This window comes from Infirmifilum sp. (genome assembly GCF_049970975.1).
GTDB classification, from domain to species: domain Archaea; phylum Thermoproteota; class Thermoprotei; order Thermofilales; family Thermofilaceae; genus Thermofilum; species Thermofilum uzonense.
In genome coordinates, this window is sequence record NZ_JBMFLX010000022.1 from 1 (window position 1) to 20303 (window position 20303).

The window sequence follows — 20303 nt, forward strand, 5'->3', positions numbered from 1 at the left end:
CGTATGTGTCGAAAGCATGGAGGTTGTAGGGGCCAAAAGCAAAGTCTGTTTGAGGGTCGCGTAGCACAGCAGCAGCGACGCCTTCATAGTCGAGGTAACCTCTAGACTGGGGGTGCTCCTGGTCGACGAGCTCGACATCGTAGAGCGGGTGCCAGATGTCCTTGTGTGTAGAGTTCCTGTAGTACCTTATCTGGGTGGGGTAAGCTGCGGGCTGCGCGTCGAGGTCGTCCAGCCACCAGAGTGCTACCAGCTGCTGCTTGATGGAAGTTGACGGGAATTTCACCTGGAAGACAAGCCTCGTGTTGTACTTGTCTCCCCTTACGAAGTCCATCTGGGGGTCGGAAAGTCCTACCGGCAGGTTAACAGGAATGTTTGCTAGCCTCCATATGGTGGTTGTCCAGTTCTCGTATTGGATAGGCCTCTCGAATAGGGTGGCATTGGTGCCATCGAGGGAGACGTTGACCCTTATCTGTTTGATGGGAATATATGGGAAGGGGGGCAGCTTTAGCTTTGGGTCTATTTGCAGCTTAGTGTTCAGCCAGTAGAAGGACAGGTTGCTACTCATCTCGAGCGTGTAGACCTCGTTACTTATATCGCTCGGCCTGTTGAGCGTCTGCTTTTGCCCTGAAGAGTCGTAGTAGACAAGCGTATCAGGGGTGTTCCTCTGTATCGAGAAGACTATATACTTGTAGGTGGAGGCTTCCACGATTATTCCTCTCTCGTCCGAGACAACAACCATGATTGGCACGTACTGCTCCTTCGTTAGCGGGTCAGTCAGAACATCTACTGCTGGCTCGAATGTTATCGAATAGTTGCCCATGCCTCCGTAGGTTATGTCCTTGATTCTCGCCTGCCTCCAGGCGCCTGTGTACCTGCCTTGGGCGTCCTTCTCTGGGTAGTAGATGCGGACCCATCCGCTTGTGATGAGCCTACCGTAGGGAGCGCCACGGACGCTCGGCGGGTTTCTTGAATAGTCGAGGTCCCCGTCTTGACGGACATTTAATATTATCGTGACGTTGGAGGCCGTGACGCTGACGGGATTCCTGTATACCGTCACGGTCAGCCCGACAAATACATCGCTCTCCCAGTTGTAGAATCCTAGCGCCGTTAGGTTCAGCTTGAGCTTGGCGTACGCATAGCTCCCAGAGACCGGGAGGTACCAGTAGCCCTTCATAAGGTTATTTACACTCCTGGGTCTCCCTAGTTCCTGGGACAGGTTCAGCTCTAAGAGTTGGTAGGATACTTGGGCACCGTACTCGCCGTACGCCTTCATTATGGACTGCCTCCAGTACTCGAGGTAGGTTTTGGCGGCTATCCTCGCCACCGTAAAGTTGTGTCTGTTATACGCGGACACGCCGAAGCCTCCAAACCTGTCAGTGAAATCTGTGAACTCAGAGTAGTTAAAGTAAGCCCTTGTGGCTAAGGCTAGCATGGCCGCGATAGCTCTTTTAAAGTCGGCTGTTATAGCGCCTACCGTCTCCCGTACCACTGGGCTTCTAGTAGTTAGGAAAAGCGTGTGGGCCTCGTATACGGTTACGAGGATGGACATCACCAGTAGACCAATTATGAGAACCGCAGCGACCACCATCTGGGCTCTACGTTTAGTCATGCATGTCACCCTGAATAACCGATGACGAGGTGTATAAGAAGCGTTGTCCCCCTGACGCTGTCAGGATCGCCTGTACAGACATATGTATATATTATCGGTTCCGATTCTACTAGTCTTATGTTCTTCCAGTCGTAATTAGAGGCACAGCCTATCCATTTGAGTGTAGAGCTTCCCGTAGTCAAGTTAAACTCTACCTTATAGACATCCATTTTGAACAACAAGCCTGGCGGTAGGCTAGCGCTAGCCGTGAAGCCCAGGTTATACAGCATACACTCGTTGCCTGCCTGTGGCGAGCCTTGAGGCATCGATGAGATTGTTTTCTCAAATACCATGTTGTCCGCCAGGGTGTTTAGGAGGTTGTAGGCAAGACGCCTTAGATCCGCCGTCTCTCTAACATAAACACTTTTTAAAGGCCGGGTAAAGGCCATGACAAGCATTATCACAGAGACAACCATGAATGTTGCGAGTATCGCCTCTATTATCCTAACCTGTCCTTTTTCGCGCTTGCCTCTTGAAAGTTTTCTCAGCAAATATATCACGGGAAACCCTCAACACGCCTCCATATCGTCAGCTCTACTATATACGGGTAGTTGTATAGTGTGCACATGCGCCTCAGGGACACCGAGTTCGCGGGAACAGCCCCTGTGCCGCCGTATGCTATGTCGATGTTGGGTAGCCGGCTTATCACGATAGCCACGGGGTTGCCCCTGAACTGTGCAAACACGAAGATGTGGCTGGACAGTGGCTCAACGTATTTAATGTACCCTATAAGGTACCATTTTTGAGCACTGGGCAGAACTTTGCCGGCATTGTTGCAGAGTGGATCGTTACTCCTGAATGCCCCAGTCGCATCCCTACACCAGGTAACTGTTGTGAAGTTTAGTAACTCCTGGTACTCTGGAACCGCCTGGAGAAGCTCATCCTTTACGAGAACAGCACCTGAGTTCTGCCCATTATTCGATACGGTCGTTATGTTAAGCCCCTTGTCCACGAAGACGTAGTTGCCAATGATATACCCTTGGGCCGGGACTCCGCCCTGTGCTGTAGTGGCATAGCCGGCAATGCTCACCAAGCCCTGCCATTCGGCGCGGACTATGAGGAGGGCATAGAACCACACGTCAAGCTTAGCATCAGCGGAGTATGCTTGAAGGTCGGGTGTGTAGTCGAGGATACACTGTCCTAGAGGGTCGGTGAGGTTGGATTTGGTGAAGATTGTCTTTAGCTCTAGGTCGCCCTGGTTCCCGGTTCCTGGCTGTACTCTCAAAATGACGTACATGCCGGTTACGTTCACGTTGGGTATCCCGAGGCCGTAGTAGTTGCTGACTGTGACCCTGAACTTGGAGGCGAATTTGAGATTATTTATAGGTGTATAGTCTAATACGGTAATATTCACGACAAGCATGGGGCGTATCCTGAGCCTGAAGCCGTAGTCCTGGAGGTTGAGGAGCTGGGCTAGCCTTGTCGTGTTTAGCAGGAGTGGGTTTGGGAGGGTTGAGAGGTTTGCGAGCCTCATGACCTTGTCGGGATCCACTGTGTATGGGGTTCGCGTCCCGTAAAGTGAGAGGCCGAAGTCCTGCAGGGTGTCTGGGGTGACGTTTATGTTTGTACCCCAGTCCTCGGGGTAGCCCGGCGTCAAGACAATCTTGTCCATGGTTCTCTCGGCTATAGTGTAAAGTTGCTCCTCGTAGGTTGTTGCTAGGGTAGATGTTGCTGCCTCGACCATATGATAGGATACGGCCACGAGTACTATTATGAGGAGACCAACCGCGAGGTACTCCAGGGTAGCCTCCATAAAGCTTCAGTATAACACCCGCTATTCCATATTAATACCTTTACGTTCAATAACCCCGCTTCATGAATGGTTTCTACGGAGGAACTCGGACAGACGAGAAGCCTACTAGAATGGAGTCGCCATCTCTAAACGCGACTACAATGGGTTTAAACCCCGGGGGTAGAGGCATGTAAAGGCTATCGGAGATTTTGAGTGCTCCTATGATTCTCGTACCTCTCACTGCATGAACAGGGTTTCTTCCAAAGTTGGGCGTGACGACCACTCGAACCTGACTGTAAATCTGCAGCCTTGCAGTAATGTTTAGTACGTTCTGTGAGCTCTCACCGATTGTTAGCATGTAGGGCTGTCCTCCAAGAGTGTCTGGCAGGGAGAGGAACATGTAACTGGTAGAGTTTCCGCCGAGAGTGTAGACGGAGATGAGCTCTACAACCTCTCTGGCAGCGCTCTCAGCGACCTCTCCAAGCATCAGGTTTTGCGTTCTCATGTTGAATACGAAGCTGACGAAGCTGAAAACGGCTAGCATTACAACTACGGCCTGAAGTACGGCTATAGTCCCTATAATGTGAGAGATTACCGGGCTAGGCATTGCGTTGTTAACCTTGAAAATTTATATGCGAAAGGATTCTTAAAAGGTATTCGGTTAGGACGTGCTTATGTCGACGAGAGCTATCTTCACGACTAGCACTGAGCCATCTGAGGGTGGGCCTGTTAGAGTTACAGTCTGACTTGCACTGCCTCTAGTTATGGTTAGGGTTAGAGTATTGGTGTTATCAAAGCGGTATTCGTTGACGGTCATGTTGACGCTGCGGAAAACCACCGGAATAGTTCCGGTGCCTCCCAGTCTCCCGAATTTGAGCTTAACTATATGCAGAGTGTAGTAGTTGTACCTCTTAAGCACCCCGTTCACCGTTACGTTGATCTGCCCGCTGAAAAATGCTCTAAGCCGTGGCACTAGGTAGGAGCATGCTGCTCCTGAAAAGTTCTCGTAGACTATCACGATGGGCTCTCCGGCCCCAACTACGAGCTTTGAGAGTTCTTGTTCGAGGCTGCCTGTTTCAGGGTATATGAGCCTCTGACTTGTCGTTACGAGTGGCCCCCCGCAGACCTGCAGGTATAGGGGGGTGTCCTCGTAAATTTTTAGGGATCCTGGAGTAACGGTGACGCGTAATGTCTGGCCTGAGTTGAGGAATGAAAGCCGCGTGGAGGTTAGGCTGAACCTGATGTACCTTGCTCCTCCAGTCCCGAAAGCTACCTGTTCCAGTGCAGAGGCTGCATATGTTAGCTGCTCCTTTGCATACTCGTACTCCATTGTTTGCCTGTTCATATCTATGAGGGAGGTAGAGTAAAACAGGGCTACGGATATTATCGTGAGCATAATGCTCGTCAGTATCACAGTAGCTATTACTGGCGATATCCCCTTAACGACGCGTGAACCACGTCTCATCATGAACCCACACGTTCTGATATAGCACCACTAGTACAAATCATTTTAGTCCCTTTTAAATGCCTGATCAAGACTGGAGATATTGTATAAAGCTCCTAAAATAAAATTTTCAGAAATCACTCTTCAGCCTCTTAGAGGCTTCATATAGAGATATTTTCTGTATGAGCCTTTGTTCAAAGTCCTTGTCGAGGTAGGCTCTAAATAGACAAGCCTTACAGACAGGTCTAGATGATGGCTCCCCGCACACCAAGCACCTCTGCGCACCCTCAAGGGGTTTTGGGAGCAGCTTGCGAGTTAACTCTTTGAGCGCTAGAACCTTGTATTTGAAGCTCGGAGTCTCGTCTTCGACGTGGTTTATCCAGTGCCTTATAGGATGTCTAAGCGCATAAACAATGTACGGGCATTCCACGAAGGGGGTATGTATTCCTTTTAGGAGGGTGTATGTCAGAACCTCCTTTTCAGTTATTAGGTAAAGGGGCTTTATTCGTGGTACAAGTCCTTCCCCTGTTGTCCTTGAATTAATTCCCTCCCGCTCAACGCCTTCAATGTGTGCTTTCAGCGCATTCATTACGAAGACTTGAACCTCGTCATCGAGATTATGGCCCGTAGCTAGCTTGGTGGCACCAAGTTCGCGCGCCATCTTATTCATGATGAACCTCCTGAAAACTCCGCAGACGCTACACGGCTTAATCTTCATCCCCTTACCTCTGAGCCTTTCAACCGCTTCATCCAGAGTCATGTCAAAGTAGTCCTTAAAACGTCCTATGAATATCTTGACCCCGAGATCGTTTGCGAGCTTTGAGAGGGCTTGAAGCTTGTATTCACGATAGCCTGCTATGCCCTCGTCGACAGCGACTCCGAATACCTCTGATTTCAACTCTTTCGAGAACTTGGTGAGCAGGTAGAGTGTCGTTAAACTGTCTTTTCCCCCGCTCACAGCTACAGCTACCCTGTCTCCCTCTTCGATAAGTTGGAAGTGTCTTATTGTCTCATAGACCCTTCTCTCAAAATACTCTATGAAGTGTTCCCTGCAAAGATATTCTCCCAGGTAGGGTACATATGCAACTGCCTTGGCACCGCATACAGCACACTTAGCCGTCTCTAACCACCCGAAACCACAGAGTGTATCTTTACATGTACGTCTGGTCCGAGCTCCTCGTCCTCAGCAACAACTTCACCGTTAAGAGCCACTACAACCTCACTCTCGGATAATCCTAGAATCCTAAGAAGGTCTCTTACCGTAGCTCCCTTACTTACACAGACTTCAAAGTACTCGCGTCCAAACTTGTCTACTCGCACTTTGAAGCCATTACATTCTCCCGCCATGCTTAATAGCCATACAGAAAGGCGTTAAGGTTAAAGATGAGTTTTTCGGGGAGTGTGTAAAGGTGCTGTGCTTGTCAAGCATTTTTCAAGATCCGACAGTAGTTACAATAAACATAGGGAAAAACGGCATAGACGAGAAGATTATCAAGGAGGTCGAAAACGTTCTTAGGGCTCGTGGAGTCGTGAAGATTCGATTGCTGAAAAACTTCAGGGAAGCCTATGGTTATACTCGAGAAGAGGTCGCTATTATTCTCTCACAGAGGCTCAATGCGGAGGTTGTCGGGATAAGAGGTTATGTCATAGCCCTGAAAAAGAGAAGAGGGTAGCTTATAGCTCGGAAGGCGTACTGCTAACTAATCTTAAATGCTTTATAAGCCCGAAATCATAGATTCCTGCCTCGATGTCAACCGCGTAGACCCTGAAGTCGTCGACTCTAGCTTCCCGTAGCAGGGGGGATAGGAGCTTTCTCTCAACATTGACCTCTGTTCCGGGCATGAGGGGGCTAAGCGCTGGCAGGACGATTACTCTCTTCCCCATGTATTCGCCGTCAAGGAACACCTTGAGTTTCACCTTGGCTCCTAGTTCGTCTCGTAAAACTATGGCTGGGTGCTCGTGCCCCATCACTATAAGCTTGACACTCTCCGCAAAACCCTCCACGGGTAACGGTTTGTGGCCGTGTATAAGTAATGACGACCCTACGGTCGCATGAGGGTCGTATAGGGAGATGTTCATCTTCTTCAGGATGGGTATAAGGTAATTATCATGGTTCCCGCGCACCACGCTCACACTCAGTCTCAGCTCCTCTGTGAGAAAACTTAATAACTCGCTTGTTTCACGCCACTCCTGCCTCGTCACATCCCCAAACTCATGCTTAATGTCACCTAGGAGGACGAGCTTCGATGCACCCGTCTCCCTTACCATTCGTGATATGAGGGCGCGCATCTCGGCGGTCTGAACAGGGGGAATAAAAATCCCGTCCTCGGATAAGGCCTCCTCGTATCCTATGTGTAGATCTGCGATCAAAAGTGTATCTTCATCTGAGATATATAGTCCTAGCCCGACCAGTTCAAGGTTCCTTGAAAGTTTTAGACGGGGCAAGCTAGATGCATCCGCCAACACATAACCCCTTCCTATTGGATGAAGACATATTTATATCATATACGCTTTATGATTGAACGATGAGCAGTACGAAAACATCCCGAATCCCAGAGTTTTATAAGAGGAGTATTGAAGAGAGGTTGAAGATAGTCGCTGATTTTGCAGGTTTAACTGAGGACGAGGTTAGGCTCCTCAAGAACTTCGGGAACCTCGACCCCAAGATAGCCGATTCAATGATTGAGAACGTGATTGGAGCTATGAGCTACCCACTAGCAGTAGCCGTGAATTTTCTGATAAACGGGAAGGACTACCTTGTTCCAATGGTCATAGAGGAGGCCAGCGTCGTCGCGGCCGCTAGTAATGCGGCGCGAGTTATGCGGAGGAACGGTGGGATAAGATCAATCACCACTGGAAGCTTAATGATAGGACAGATACAAGTCGTGGGTCTGTCTGACCCATGGTATAAGCGCATGCTTGTCCTAGAGCATAAGGACGAGATACTCTCCAAGGCAAACGAGGTAGATCCTGCACTCGTAAAGGCAGGTGGAGGCGCGAGGGACGTAGAGGCTCGAGTAGTGGAGCATTCCACTGGCCCCATGCTTATAGTTCACCTTATAGTGGACGTTAAAGATGCCATGGGGGCCAACGCAGTTAATACCATGGCTGAAAAAGTCTCACCATTAATTGAAAGAATAACTGGAGGAAGGGTCTTACTCAGGATCATTTCAAACCTCGCTGACAAAAGACTTGTCCGCAGCTATGTTAAGGTCTACAAGGAAGATATAGGCGGAGAAGAAGTCGTCGATGGCATTGTCAACGCATGGGCGTTTGCAGCCGCAGACCCCTACAGGGCTGCCACGCATAATAAGGGTATAATGAATGGTGTTATAGCCGTTGCCCTCGCAACCGCGCAGGACCACCGTGCCATTGAAGCCGGAGCCCACGCGTATGCAGCAAGAAACGGCAGATACGAGCCCCTCTCAAGATGGGAAAAAGACTCTGACGGGAACCTAGTTGGAAGCCTTGAGATGCCAATGGCAGTAGGCACCATCGGGGGTGCAACAAAAGTGCACCCTGTGGCAAAGGTCGCATTGAAAATCCTTGGAGTCAAGAGTGCCAACGAACTGGCAGAGGTTATGGGTGCCGTGGGCCTCGCCCAGAACTTTGCAGCATTGCGGGCTTTAGCTACGGAGGGGATCCAGAGGGGTCATATGAGGCTACACGCGAGAAACCTCGCAATCATGGCCGGAGCCTCAGGGGATTTAGTAGATAAGGTTGTTGAGATAATGGTATCAGAGGGCAAGATTAATTTTGCATATGCCCAGGAGCTTGTGGAAAAGCTCTCAAAGGAGGGGGTCGCTGATAAAAAATAGAGAGACATTTCTCTTTTTCTTCTAATACATTCTTAACTCTTCTCGAAGATCTCGCTCAAGCTAAGATAATACTTGTTGAGCACCTCGTCTGAGGAGAGGCTTAGCCGCACCTCCTCACTTAATAACGTTATGAGAATATCTTTGACCCCGCCTGACTTATCGCTGGCCCTAATTTTCCTTTCAGCTTTCACAAGATTTTGTTTTTCCAGCTCTTCCACCGCTTTCAGAAGTTCACGTTGATCCACCGGAGAAGCTTCTCCGAGGTGAAGGCGGTTTATCGCGTCCAGAAGTTCTGAAAACCATATGGCACCGCCAAAGGCTATTAGAGCCCTGAGAACGTCTAGCTTAAGCTTTGAGAGTTGGTCTTGTCTTGCTTTCAGTTGCGAGATAAACGTTTCCACGTATTAATAAGTGGCTAAGGCTAAATAAGTGTGTCGTGCTTTACCTGTCCCTATGAAGCAATTTTGCCCCTCAAATTTCATGGCTAATTTATGGGTTCCAATCCTCCTAGCGTATTTTATTTTGGTGAATCTAAGTCTTGCCGCAACAGCTTATCTTCTTCTACTGATATACTCGTATTTTGCGTTCCTATGGAGACGTGAAAACCCCTCAACCTCGAGCCTAAAAGACCTGCCTGTGTTATTCTTGCTAGCGGTTCTATGGCATGTCCCATTATTACCCTATTACAGGATTCAGTTTCAGCCTGTCTACGTCTACGCGTTCTCCTTTGTTGCAGCAGTCACCGAGGAAGTTTTCTTCAGAGGGTTCCTTCTCTATCGGCTGGGTCTTCCATTACAGGCGCTTGTATTTATGTACTCGCATCTAAACGTAACTGATCCTGTTTTCCTCGTCAACACTGCGCTTCTAGCACCGCATTACTTTTCCTTCGGATTTTCGGCGGGACTGATAGCAGAGAAAAAGGGATTCATGGCTTCTTCAGTTCTGCATGTGGGATACAACCTTATGGGAATCAACCTTTTACTAGGATTCGACGTTGTAAAAGTAGCTATGTTATTCGCTGCAGACCTTATGATTATCGCAATCTTATTGTTCTTTTTACATTTTAACCTGATAAAATAAATTTTCTACAGTTATTTTTTGTTCAGATAATGTTAATAAATTTACATATATTCCTCTTCGGGGACATATGCAGAAGACACAAGGAGTAGCACTAACAGCCCTTATGGCCTCACTAGCGTTAAGCTTCTCAATGTTAAAGCTAGAGCTACCGTATCCCGTGCTGCCCTACTTGAAATTCGACCTCGCAGAAATCCCCGTCACTATCCTATACTTCCTTGCCGGTCTTAGGTGGGGATTGGCAGCAGAAACACTACACCTCTTAGGTTTACTCGCTAGAGGGGCAGAGCCTGTAGGAGCCCTCTTAAAGTATTCAGCTGTCATCTCCATGTTAATCGGGGCGCGCTTGTTCAGGAAGATTATGAAGAGCATTACACTTGAGTTCGCTGGTGGAGCCGTAACCCGCATCTTTGCGATGAGCTTTGCAAACTGGGCTTATTTCACCTTCCTGTTCCCCAACTTTCTAGATTATGCTGTTAAAATGGCTGGAGGTGTTTACCTCCTTTACGTTTACACGGCTGTATTCAATCTGATTCATACGCTTGTAAGTATGGGAATTTCCTGGCTTGTCTTTAAGGAGATAAAAGTCCGTTTAAGGGTACCAGCCTGACGCGAGCAACTTTACATTGTCAAAGGGTGATAATGGACTGGCTGTACAATAAGGCTTTCCTAGGGTAATGCTATATGTACAACCATGGCGAGGACATAAGAGACATGTTTATTATGTATCGGTTCATGTGAGGTGAATGGATGTAATAGAATGGCAGAGCGAATCTTAGACCAAAGAGTCGTGGCCTTAAGCCTACTATCTGTCGGAGTTATTCTCTTGCTCTCAGCGTATTTTGGATCCATCCTCTCAACACTAGATCTCGGCTATCTTGGATTACCATTCGCATCCGAGAACAGTGTAGGGTCTGTTCTAATTAATAGCGTAGTATTCCTGGGGCTTGTTCTTATCGGAACTCTAATCATTATGGTGATTATTAGGTCTAGAAGAACACATGTACTACCCGTAATCATGGCCGGATCCATTCTTTTCTCTTTCTGGGGGATCCTGGAGCTCATCTTAGAGCTCGTAGCACCCTTCCCGCCAGGCTTTGAGCAATGGCGTGAGCTACTGGCCATTGGAATCCCCCTCCTGACGGCAATTCTGATTCTAAGACCTTTCAGTTTAGTCTTACTTAACCTTCTCTTAATGCTGTACGGTTCCATGGCTGGAGCCTTGTTTTACGCGGTCTTGCCTCCTTGGAGCATCTTATCGATAGCCGTCACGCTAGCTGCATACGATCTCTACTCCGTGTTTAGAGGCCCCTTAAGGAGGATTCTTGAAAGCACAGTGAGCGGTGAGAGCGCTCGGCAGGAACCTCCTAGTAGTCTGAGAGGAGCCGTGGTTTATATTGGTGGCCTGGCATTAGGGATGGGAGATGTCCTTATATACTCCATGTTGTCACCGCTCTTCCTCTTGTATCCCTCACCTTCACTGATTCGCTGGAGTTTAGCCTCTCTAATGCTCCTGGCCGGCTTTCTACTCACATTATTAATGTTGAGAAAAAGAAGGTTTATGCCCGCTCTCCCGCTTCCCGTTACGCTTTCAGTGATAGCTTACCTCGCAACCATTATGTTATTCAATATTTTCCCATGAAGAATACATTTCTCTATACTATTGGAGAAATGGGAGAAAAAAGGGGTCAGCACGCCCGTTGATACTCATCCAGCATCATACACCAACGCGTTCCTCATCCCCTAGATTACTATCTAGAGGAAGTTATTAAAGTTGAAGTCTTCGTTACCCCTCCCATCTTTCTAATATTCGATACAGCTTGCTCGAGAAGTTCGAGCGCGGGCAGTTTAAGTTTCGCAATAATGTCAAACTCTCCATAGACGACGTAGGCTTCCTCCACGAATTCCATGCTTCTAATAGCTTTGAGGACCTCGTCCTCCTTGCCAACCTGTGTGTTTACAAGTATGTATACGGTTATCTTCTCACTCATTTCGAAGTCAATTTTACATAACTCAGAAGGAATTATAAAAATTTACGCGTTTAGTTGATGGTTAATTTTATGGGTTCCCTTTATTTTAAAAAATCTATTTCGCTGAAAACTAATGCTACAACTACACTTCCATAAAACCCCTCGGGCACTTCTAGTTCTTCTGTTAGATACCGGGGTCTCTCTATGACAAGGTTTCTCTCAAGTCGTATTTCTTCCCACATCTCCTCTAGCCTTGCGTGTGTATAAGAGTTCGAGTCCCCCGTATGAAATTCTATCACGTAACCGTGGGGCTTTCCGTGCGCCCACGAGAGTCCGGTGCTTATTTTCGCGGGACCTTTAAGCCTGCGCTCACTCATAACTACGAAGACCACGGAGCCAGGGGGTAGGGGGTGGGGGGGTTCTTCCTCTATGCCTGGAGGGAGTATAGAGGATACGGGTACAAGGTTTACGTTGTGTATTCCTGCGTTTCGGAGTGCGTTATTGAACGCCATTAGTTCTGATATCTTGCTTAAGCCTTTTCCTTTGACTACGAAGTATTTTCTTGGTATTATCATATATGCAGACCTGTCAACGGACACATTGAATAATAAAAAGTTTTTCAAACAGCGAGATGTGCTTCGTTTTTACAACAAGGAGCCGTTTATAAAATTTCTTTAACTCTTGGATCAAAATTCGAAAATTTGACAAAGACGAGACTAGAAAGACTAATGAACCATTTTTCATTAAGTGCTCCATGCTTTCCCTTGCAAGTCTAAGCGAAAACTCTATTCCATTCGCTCCCCCGCACCACATGGGCTCCTTCTCGTAATCGCATGGAAGATATGGAGGATTAGAGACTATTAGCTCGAAGCATTTCTTTCTAAAGACTGATACTGAGTCCGATACTAAGATGTCAACGTTTCCAATAGACTCTTCCCTTAGCCTTTTTATCAAGTTCATAGCCGCCCTGAGAGAGATATCACTACCAACAACATAGTCCGCCTTCTTAGCCAGAAGCCTTGTAAGGTAGCCGTTACCAAATCCTACTTCGAGAACTACATCTATAGGGCCGAGTTGTTCCAGGTAATCCGCCAGGAAAAAAGTGTCCTCTGATGGGGGATAAACCTCGCCCTCGTAAATGTATGCTATTAGAGACCCAGAAGCTTCCTGACCTCTGGATTCATGCGGTCCGGAGTCCATGGCGGGTCAAACACCAGGTCGACTTCTACTTCTTCGATGCCTGGAACCTTCTCTTTTACAACATCCTTAACCATTTCGACTAGAAAATAGGAGAGCGGGCACCCGACCGCGGTCAACGTCATCCTGATTTTAACTTTTTTACCCTCGATTTCGACACCATATATGAGTCCTAAGTCCACAACGTTGAAGGGTATCTCTGGATCGTAAACCTCTTTCAGTGCCTCAATAACTGCCTCCTTAGTTATCGTACTCATTATATCCCCTTGTCATATCCGAGCCTGAGTTAATAGGCTTTTCGCTCTCCGATAAGGTCTTGGCCGAGACATAAATGGTATCTAGAACCGCGAGAATCTTCTGGATCTTTTTTGGACCTAGTCCAGGCACCTTCCTCAACTCGGCTGCGGTTGCTGTAAAAAACTTCCTTGGAGTTTTAAACTCGCTTAGTATCCTCTCTGCCAGCTCGTGGCTTATGCCGGGTAAGGAGGCAATCAGGTTTATCTGAGCCACAGGTATGCTCGTATTCACTTTTACGATTCTTTTAACCGGAGGGACATAATGAGAACCCTTCCTCTCGACACGCTTAGAAGTTATGTAGATGAAGAGTGCTGTTTCGTGAGGACCCCCCGTCGTTATCACTGAAACACCTCTTTCAGCTAAAGCTAGTATGGCTCCGTAAGCCTGATTAAGTGAAATACCCCGGTATTTTGTCTCTTGAGATAGAGAGCCTTCAACAATGATTAAGGGGATAGGATAGGCCTGTTTGAGATATCTTGACTGCTCAAATATCCTCTTGTCTAATATTGAGTCTAGGAAGTCTCCAGCTGTTTTCCGTTCAATCCCATAGGTTCCAGATATATCGTAGTCGGCGATGTCAAGCCTCTTAAACTCGAATCTTACACCTAGCCTTGCAAGCTCTGGTATTACAGGCGACCTCCTCTCTCGGTCATCTATGATAACCTCCATGTTCGTATCATCTGATATTCACAGATTTATTTCTGACCTTTTTTCCTCAAATATCGAGAAAAAGTCCTCCTATGATTAGTTCTATTCCGTGAATTTTTACGGGACTTATCCTCAGACGCCTGTCTGTAGACCTCAGCTATAACTGGTAGAAGCTTCTCGGAAACATAATCGATCTTCGAGGCCAGGTTCTCGTAGTATTCTAAGAACAGTTGCTTCATTTCGTCGACAACTTCTGACGGATCTCTCTCACCGGTCGCTATGCGTGCAAGCTGGGCCTCCATTCTCCCTCTTATCTCAGGTAAAACAAGCCTCGGCTCCACCTCGAGAAGCGATACAATAAGCGTTCTGCCCAGTGGAGTTGGAATACACCTTTTCTGACGCACAACGAAGTACTTCCTCTCGATATTGGTGTGTATATGATCCTGCATCGTAGCATCCGTGCCAATACCGTACCGCTTCATGAGGGCGAGGAGCTCGCTTTCACTCAGATAGGGTGGTGGCTGCGTGGTCCTCTCTTCCAGCTTTATGTTCCTCACGTCCAGCACATCGCCTTCAACTAGGTAGGGGAGAGGCTTCTCCTCGGGCTTCGCATAGGGGTAAACATAGTAGAACCCCGGGTAGACTATACGTCTACCTTCAGCTTGGAGCTCGACACCAGCCAAGCTCACCAAGATCTTCTGCCTTTCGACTTGGGCCTTCTCGCTAAGTGTCGCGATAAAGTGGCGTGCAACGAGCTCGTATATGAGCCAGGCTTTAGAGCCCATATGTCTCTCCAGTTGTGTTCTCGTAGCCGCTCTTGTAGGATGTATAGGTGGATGAGCCTTGTCATCCTCCCTCCCATGCGTAGGAGTAAAACCTTTTGTGAGGAGCTTAGACACATACCAACCTGCATCTTCCCAGTTCGTGAACATGCTGGCTAAAGTGTTGAGATTCAAGGTTGGAGGATATATTGTGGTCTCAGTTCTCGGATAGGATATGTAGCCGTACTGATAGAGCTTTTCAGCTATTGCCAAAGCCTCCTTAGGCCTTATATTGAGGAAGGATGATGCACGACTCTCGAAGTCGATGGTATTCAAAGGAATAGGAGGGTTAACGTCCACTATAACCGCTTCAGCACTAGTGACTGTAGCATGTTTTACCTCCTTAAGCTTCTCGTATATTTTTATCGCTTTCTCCTTATCTTCACCTAGATTTACTGATGCCGAGAATATCTCACCGTCAACCTCAAGCTCTGCAATGAGAACATAGTACTTCTTCTTTTTATACTGTTCACGTTCTAGTTCCCGCTTGACAACAAGATAAAGGACTGGCGTTTGACAAGGTCCATAACTCAGAAACTTTCCGGAAGGTAGTTGGGACTTACGCCTCTGGACTGATAGTGTGAGGAGGCGGGTAAACGAGGCACCGATTGTCAAATCAAGCATCATCCTAGCGAAGACTTTTTTTGCCCAGAGCTCGTTGGGGGCTCGCGGCTTGTTTACAGCCGCCAAAATATCACTTTTTGTGACTGCCGAAAACCAGACTCGTTTAAACTCAAGTGATGGGTTGACCTGGCTCATTATTTTTATGACCTCGAAGGCTATCCCTTCTCCCTCGACATCGGCATCGAGTGCTAAGATAACGGTGGATGTCTGATTTGCTAACGTTTTTAAGGCCTTGACGTACTTGTAAGAGCCTTCACGCACCACCCAGATCGGGTTCACAAAAAAGAGTTGTTTCGGCTCGACCGAGTCCCATTTGTTGTACTCGCGGGGAAAGTCAAAGTCTAAGACATGCCCAACTAGTCCTATTGAGAGGTAATCTCCACCCTTATAGCGGAACAAAAAAGCCTTAACACCATCTACGTAAACTGTTTTGTAACCCGTCTCGGCTAAATAACGTGCAAAAGCGAGGGCAACAGCAGGCTTTTCAGCAACAATAACGGCATCGTAGGGCATTAAGGCTACTTCCTCTTTTTCTCCTCCGTCTTAGGGGGCTCGGCGTGCCTTCCTCTTACCCCTATCCCAAGCATCCTCTTTAGTCCATCGTCCAGGAAACGCACGTAAGCGCCGCTTTTGCCCACAAAGGCTCCGTACTCGTCTGGGTTGACGTATACCTCCAGTTCGCCCCCAGCTAGCTCCACCTTTACGATGTGCTTGTGTATCCAACCCACAGGGTGGATGGCCTTAACTATACTTGATAGGTCGTTGGTGAGCTCGATAGCTCTTATCTGTACCCCGGCTTCTTCCTGTGCTTTATTTATCCTCTCACCCTTCCTCCCGATCAACCTACTCAGGGAGTTTTCCTTTACTATTACAAGTACATCAGGAGAAGTCTTACAGGAGTATTTCTCCTTAAGATCGTGAAGCCATACGACGCTAATTATATCCGCATCAGGTGCATGAGACAATAGAATACTTTTAACCCTAACCTCCTCCTCTCTTAGTTGGCGTCTCCTAAGTCTCGTCTCTAGTGCAAGCCTGAACCCTCTCTTTGAACCCGGCCTCACAATGTCTTCCACTCCGAAATCGATTACAAGTGCCCTCTCCTCTCCTAGAAGCAGCTCCCTGGCTATAATAGCGGTATTGCGTTCATTCCCGGTTAAAATTTGAAGAACAGGATCCCCTGCTATAACTAGCTTAGAGTTAGAGCCCATCCGGATTAGGGCCTCTGGAAGTATCGAGGAATCAAGAAACTGGACGTCGTCTAGAAAGACAAGGGTATCGTCGAAGGTTCTACCTGTCAGAAAGCCTGGATCAATGAAAATGAGCCTCCCGCTGGATACGAGATCCTGTAGGCTTTTTTCGTCAACATGACCAGTAACTATGTCATAGAGATAAGATGAGGCCAGCTCATAGTAGAGCTTTCCAAGCTCAACCGAGTTGAATACACGGTATTGCAGTAAGCTAACTAAAGGTCTTGCAACGACTACACGCTTAAACTTCCCTTCGAGGAGCGCGTTAACGGCGTATAGAAGCACTACAAAGCTCTTCCCAGTGCCGCTTGGGCCAAAAACACCTAGGAGGTCGACTTCCCTATTATCTAATGCATTGTAGAGGAGCTTCTGTTTCTGAGTCGCGGGCTGAAACTCCTTCACAGACATCTCAGATCCTTCTGGAAAAAACACCCCAGCTTTTAAAAATATGTTCTTATCTCAACCGTGACAAGGCCCGCTTAGAGCGCATCCCTCTTTGATCTCAAATTAAACGAAAAGTAAAGATATAAACGCGATAAACGCTAACATTCCATTGGTATATTCATGGTTATTTGGAGGCCTGAGCGTGTGTATTTCGGCCCGGCAGGCATGCCGACGACTGTAAAGAAGGGAGGTGTTATAGAGGGTATCGCTGAAGTTAAAAGGCTTGGTCTCGACGCGATGGAGATAGAGTTTGTAAGGAAGATATTCCTTAACGAGAAGAGCGCACTAGACGTTAAAAGTGCTGCTACACAACTAGGAGTCGTCCTGACCGTACATGCCCCTTATTATGTAAACCTTAACAGTGATGACGGGGGCAAGGTTAAGGCCAGTATCGAGCGCGTCGTTGAGTCTGCCAGGATAGGTTACAAAGCTGGGGCATGGAGCGTTTGTTTTCATGCAGGATACTATGGCAACCTAGACAATAAGAAAACGCATGAAGTGATGAAGGAGAGAGTGAAGGTAATCGTTAAGACATTGAAAGATGAGGGGATCGAGATATGGGTTAGACCAGAGACAACCGGAAAGCCCTCACAGTACGGCTCTCTCGAAGAAATACTTGATCTGAGCCTGGAGCTCGAGATGGTTCTACCCGTGGTTGACTTTGCACACCTTCACGCGCGTGGAAAGGGAGCCTTTAAACAGTACCAGGATATTACCCGAATACTGGAACTTATCGAGGAGAAGCTTGGGAGAGAAGGATTAGAGAACATGCATATACATGTCTCGGGAATAGAGTACGGTGAAAAGGGTGAAATCAGGCATCTCAACCTTCAAGAAGCCGATCTGGATTACAAGCTGCTCGTTAAAGCCCTTAAAGAATTTAATGTAAAGGGGGTTATCATATCTGAAAGCCCAAACCTTGAAGGCGATGCTATCCTGCTACGAGATCTCTTTTATGGGTCTTCAAGGAAACGCAAGTCAAGGAAAAGAGAGTCTCTTAATGAGTAGCCCTCTAGAGAGCCCTGTAAAACATATTTTAATTCTCCGATATTTAGTGAGGGGCCTGGAAAAATCTCGGGATCATCTATAACCAGTCGGGGACAAGCCGTATTGATATATGCGTCGAATACACCAAGGTTTTCAATCTTCTCCCTAGACAGGTCGTTGAAAACAGCTATGATCGCTTTCCTGCCTCTCCGTTTTAACGCCTCTTTAACCCTCATCGCTATTTCCATCCTCTTCTGTCCCGGCTTCACCGAGACTATCAACAGGAAACTTGATGCATCCATGGCCCTGGAGAGTGCGTAGAGCCTGGAAGCTAGAACACTCTTCAACTCTACCCGCCTGTAGACCCCCGTGTAGGGGTCAAGCCCCCAGGTGGGCAGGCCTGACCAGATGGCTGCTCCTAACGCGTGGAAAGACCCGCCTGCAACAACCACTATCGCATCGCTTTTACCTGTACCAAGAGAAGAATAGTCACAACCCACCACGAGCCCCTCAAAACCCGCGTAACGTCCAGTTTCAACGGTGAACCCACGTTTTCTAGCAGTTTCCTTCAGGCTGGTGAGCCATGTGATATGCTGTATCGTCGTGGCAAGCCCTATGGACTTTACACCGTTCCTCTCCAGCTCATCCAATAGCTTTTCAAATACGTGTGTAGGATCAACTATAGAATAAGCTGGGATGAATAGTATGGGAGGGTTTTCCGGAGGCTTAAACCATACGGGACCGTGATGACCTATGTGTATAATACCATCAGCCCCTACAGACTTGGCCTCATCTAACGCTAGGTCGCAGCCTCCCCAGGTATGATCAGCTGATAAGAGTGCACTCATACCTAGACTCTCGAGATAGTCAATGACTCCTAGAGCAACGCTCTTGAGGCCGTCTGGGGCTTGTACCAGGATTCTCCTTAGAGTGTTTCTTTTAACCCATCTCTCTATTTCTCTTTCATCAATCTCGTAGCCGTTTACATTCATCGTGAACCGCCCTTAACTGACTGGTCGCCAGCAAATGCCCAGCTCATCGGCATATCTATACGCCTCTTCTAGCTCTTCAGCGCTTGGCCTCCTGGCTATCTCGGGCCACCTGTTAGGCTCGCGCGCGACTAAATGGTCGGGCCGGTACTGTTCCATGAGATTGACGAGAGAGCGGGGGCAATTCTTGGATACCCATTCTAGGACCGGTCTCGTACAGCATTTTACGTGACCGGGAAGTACTAGGTGTCTAATGATGATGTCTCCTCCCCTGTCACAGACATACTTGATGTTTCTCGTTACAACTTCAAAGTATCTTGGCACTCGTGAAAGTCTACGGGCACACTCGTTATTTCCGTACTTGAGGTCTGGAAGCCATATGTCTATCAAGTCGTATAATATCTCTAGCAGCTCCATGGTCATGTACATATTCGAGTTCCAAAGCAAGGGGACGTCTACGTCCATGTATTTTAGCGACTCTACAATTACGTGAGCCTGCTGGTCTGGATTCCCACCCACGTAATTGATGTTCCTAGCCCCCCGTAGATAGAGTTGAACCGCGATCTCAGCAAGCTCCTCCGGCGAAACCTCAACACCATTCTCGGGCTTCGTCGAGATATCCCAGTTCTGGCAGAAAACACACTTGAAGCTGCAGCCCGTGAAGAATATCGTCCCCGAAGGGACCAAGGGGGCCTCTTCACCCATGTGGAGGAAGGCGGAGGCCACTCTAACCCTCGAGTCAAGCCCGCAAACCCCTTTCATGCCGGAGGCCCTATCTACTCCGCAACGCCACTCACAGAGATGACACTTAGCTATAATTCTTCTCAGTATTTCAATCTTTAAGTCCAGGTAGGATTTCTCGGGGATCTTCGACGACAACTCAACTTTTCTATCGAGAAGATCAAGGTATTCTTCTTGAAACTCTTTAGAGACGAGCTGATGAACTTCGTAGAGCTCTTCTAAAGTCATCCTAAGTTCAAAATCCGCCTTAACCCTCTTCGCTACACGATATTTTGCAGGTCTCTCCCCCTTCAAGACCGCGTAGTAGTGGCTTAGCCTGTGCCTAACTTCCTCGTTTAGCCATACAGTAAGCGCGTCGGGCCGTAGATACTCGACTAGACCCATTTCAAGGAATAGTGGATATCTTAGTATAAAAGGTTAAGTCGTGGAGCCTTGAAGCGACATCCTGAGCTTTTTGCCACCTGACCTTTCCTTACGATTATGATGGAGCATTCAACAAGGAATTTTTAAACTATCACAGGAGCTGCAAGCACATAAGCCCTTAAAACTAGGAAAGGTTTTATCCCTCCAGGAGGCCTTCAAGCATGCTCCTTTGCTCCTCGAGCTTCCTGAGCAT

Annotated in this window: 24 protein-coding genes and 1 pseudogene; 6 read left to right on the top strand and 19 right to left on the bottom strand. The window is 47.8% G+C overall.

Annotation, left to right across the window (positions count from 1 at the left end):
* The 8 genes and pseudogenes from ACP5KC_RS04960 to ACP5KC_RS04995 all read right to left on the bottom strand — a co-directional run.
* The coding region (locus ACP5KC_RS04960) for a hypothetical protein (protein ID WP_428286913.1) at positions 1–1609 on the bottom strand (1609 nt) is incomplete at its 3' end.
* Positions 1610–1614: 5 nt separating this feature from the next.
* Positions 1615–2148 (bottom strand): hypothetical protein, encoded by a 534-nt coding sequence (locus tag ACP5KC_RS04965; protein ID WP_428286914.1) that lies wholly within the window; start codon positions 2146–2148, stop codon positions 1615–1617.
* Entirely contained in the window at positions 2145–3401 is a 1257-nt protein-coding gene (locus ACP5KC_RS04970) for a hypothetical protein (RefSeq protein WP_428286915.1), read from the bottom strand. Before ACP5KC_RS04970 ends, ACP5KC_RS04965 begins: the two co-directional genes overlap by 4 nt.
* 73 nt (positions 3402–3474) lie before the next feature.
* Positions 3475–3987, bottom strand: a complete 513-nt coding sequence (locus tag ACP5KC_RS04975) for a hypothetical protein (RefSeq protein ID WP_428286916.1) — start codon at positions 3985–3987, stop codon at positions 3475–3477.
* Between the two features lie 54 nt (positions 3988–4041).
* On the bottom strand, positions 4042–4848 hold the full coding sequence (locus ACP5KC_RS04980) for a hypothetical protein (protein WP_428286917.1): 807 nt from the start codon (positions 4846–4848) through the stop codon (positions 4042–4044).
* Positions 4849–4954: 106 nt separating this feature from the next.
* The gene (locus ACP5KC_RS04985) at positions 4955–5893 is read right to left on the bottom strand and encodes a TIGR00269 family protein (protein ID WP_428286921.1); all 939 of its coding nucleotides are present in this window, start codon (positions 5891–5893) and stop codon (positions 4955–4957) included.
* Positions 5873–5926, bottom strand: a pseudogene (locus tag ACP5KC_RS04990) (hypothetical protein); the annotation flags it as partial. The pseudogene ACP5KC_RS04990 and the gene ACP5KC_RS04985, both read right to left, overlap by 21 nt.
* Before the next feature lie 20 nt (positions 5927–5946).
* Complete coding sequence (locus ACP5KC_RS04995) at positions 5947–6144, bottom strand: MoaD/ThiS family protein (protein WP_428286918.1); 198 nt, start codon at positions 6142–6144, stop codon at positions 5947–5949.
* Between the two features lie 98 nt (positions 6145–6242).
* Between ACP5KC_RS04995 and ACP5KC_RS05000 the strand changes: the two genes are divergently transcribed.
* A complete protein-coding gene (locus tag ACP5KC_RS05000) occupies positions 6243–6497 on the top strand; it encodes a YhbY family RNA-binding protein (protein WP_191118428.1) in 255 nt (84 codons plus the stop codon).
* Position 6498: 1 nt separating this feature from the next.
* On the opposite strand, the gene ACP5KC_RS05005 is transcribed toward ACP5KC_RS05000, so the two are convergent.
* On the bottom strand, positions 6499–7287 hold the full coding sequence (locus tag ACP5KC_RS05005; protein WP_273433562.1) for a metallophosphoesterase: 789 nt from the start codon (positions 7285–7287) through the stop codon (positions 6499–6501).
* A 62-nt stretch (positions 7288–7349) separates the two neighbouring features.
* Here ACP5KC_RS05005 and ACP5KC_RS05010 point away from each other — a divergent pair, with 62 nt between their 5' ends.
* Entirely contained in the window at positions 7350–8642 is a 1293-nt protein-coding gene (locus tag ACP5KC_RS05010) for a hydroxymethylglutaryl-CoA reductase, degradative (RefSeq protein ID WP_428286919.1), read from the top strand.
* A 32-nt stretch (positions 8643–8674) separates the two neighbouring features.
* Here the strand turns inward: ACP5KC_RS05010 and ACP5KC_RS05015 are convergent, their stop codons facing one another.
* The gene (locus ACP5KC_RS05015) at positions 8675–9043 is read right to left on the bottom strand and encodes a hypothetical protein (RefSeq protein ID WP_273433564.1); all 369 of its coding nucleotides are present in this window, start codon (positions 9041–9043) and stop codon (positions 8675–8677) included.
* 52 nt (positions 9044–9095) lie between these two features.
* Here ACP5KC_RS05015 and ACP5KC_RS05020 point away from each other — a divergent pair, with 52 nt between their 5' ends.
* The 3 genes from ACP5KC_RS05020 (at position 9096) to ACP5KC_RS05030 (ending at position 11361) form a co-directional block, all read left to right on the top strand.
* Entirely contained in the window at positions 9096–9722 is a 627-nt protein-coding gene (locus tag ACP5KC_RS05020; RefSeq protein WP_424740243.1) for a CPBP family glutamic-type intramembrane protease, read from the top strand.
* A 67-nt stretch (positions 9723–9789) separates the two neighbouring features.
* The gene (locus ACP5KC_RS05025) at positions 9790–10329 is read left to right on the top strand and encodes a hypothetical protein (protein WP_273433080.1); all 540 of its coding nucleotides are present in this window, start codon (positions 9790–9792) and stop codon (positions 10327–10329) included.
* Positions 10330–10479: 150 nt separating this feature from the next.
* Positions 10480–11361 (top strand): hypothetical protein, encoded by an 882-nt coding sequence (locus ACP5KC_RS05030; RefSeq protein ID WP_273433081.1) that lies wholly within the window; start codon positions 10480–10482, stop codon positions 11359–11361.
* 109 nt (positions 11362–11470) lie between these two features.
* Here ACP5KC_RS05030 and ACP5KC_RS05035 read toward each other — a convergent pair whose 3' ends face one another.
* From ACP5KC_RS05035 to ACP5KC_RS05065, 7 genes are all read right to left on the bottom strand, one after another.
* The gene (locus ACP5KC_RS05035; protein ID WP_052884258.1) at positions 11471–11710 is read right to left on the bottom strand and encodes an Lrp/AsnC ligand binding domain-containing protein; all 240 of its coding nucleotides are present in this window, start codon (positions 11708–11710) and stop codon (positions 11471–11473) included.
* Positions 11711–11790: 80 nt separating this feature from the next.
* Positions 11791–12264 carry a pyruvoyl-dependent arginine decarboxylase gene (locus ACP5KC_RS05040; protein WP_191118431.1) on the bottom strand — a complete coding sequence of 158 codons (474 nt, stop codon included), beginning with the start codon at positions 12262–12264 and terminating at the stop codon, positions 11791–11793.
* A gap of 13 nt (positions 12265–12277) precedes the next feature.
* Positions 12278–12889, bottom strand: coding sequence for a methyltransferase (locus ACP5KC_RS05045; protein WP_273433084.1), 612 nt, complete (start codon positions 12887–12889; stop codon positions 12278–12280).
* Positions 12838–13143 carry a metal-sulfur cluster assembly factor gene (locus ACP5KC_RS05050; RefSeq protein ID WP_052884261.1) on the bottom strand — a complete coding sequence of 102 codons (306 nt, stop codon included), beginning with the start codon at positions 13141–13143 and terminating at the stop codon, positions 12838–12840. Before ACP5KC_RS05050 ends, ACP5KC_RS05045 begins: the two co-directional genes overlap by 52 nt.
* Entirely contained in the window at positions 13127–13852 is a 726-nt protein-coding gene (locus tag ACP5KC_RS05055) for an ERCC4 domain-containing protein (protein WP_052884262.1), read from the bottom strand. Before ACP5KC_RS05055 ends, ACP5KC_RS05050 begins: the two co-directional genes overlap by 17 nt.
* A 26-nt stretch (positions 13853–13878) precedes the next feature.
* Positions 13879–15789: a type IA DNA topoisomerase gene (locus ACP5KC_RS05060; RefSeq protein ID WP_273433086.1), complete on the bottom strand. Its 1911-nt coding sequence runs from the start codon at positions 15787–15789 to the stop codon at positions 13879–13881.
* 5 nt (positions 15790–15794) lie between these two features.
* Positions 15795–16934 (bottom strand): PhoH family protein, encoded by a 1140-nt coding sequence (locus ACP5KC_RS05065; RefSeq protein ID WP_052884264.1) that lies wholly within the window; start codon positions 16932–16934, stop codon positions 15795–15797.
* Between the two features lie 162 nt (positions 16935–17096).
* Between ACP5KC_RS05065 and ACP5KC_RS05070 the strand changes: the two genes are divergently transcribed.
* On the top strand, positions 17097–17978 hold the full coding sequence (locus ACP5KC_RS05070; protein WP_424740256.1) for a TIM barrel protein: 882 nt from the start codon (positions 17097–17099) through the stop codon (positions 17976–17978).
* Here the strand turns inward: ACP5KC_RS05070 and dph2 are convergent.
* Together dph2 and ACP5KC_RS05080 are read right to left on the bottom strand one after the other, a co-directional pair.
* Entirely contained in the window at positions 17924–18949 is a 1026-nt protein-coding gene (gene dph2, locus ACP5KC_RS05075) for a diphthamide biosynthesis enzyme Dph2 (RefSeq protein WP_052884265.1), read from the bottom strand. The two genes, ACP5KC_RS05070 and dph2, sit on opposite strands and share 55 nt — an antisense overlap.
* A gap of 12 nt (positions 18950–18961) precedes the next feature.
* Positions 18962–20071, bottom strand: a complete 1110-nt coding sequence (locus ACP5KC_RS05080) for a radical SAM protein (RefSeq protein WP_428286920.1) — start codon at positions 20069–20071, stop codon at positions 18962–18964.
* Positions 20072–20303: the final 232 nt, after the last annotated feature.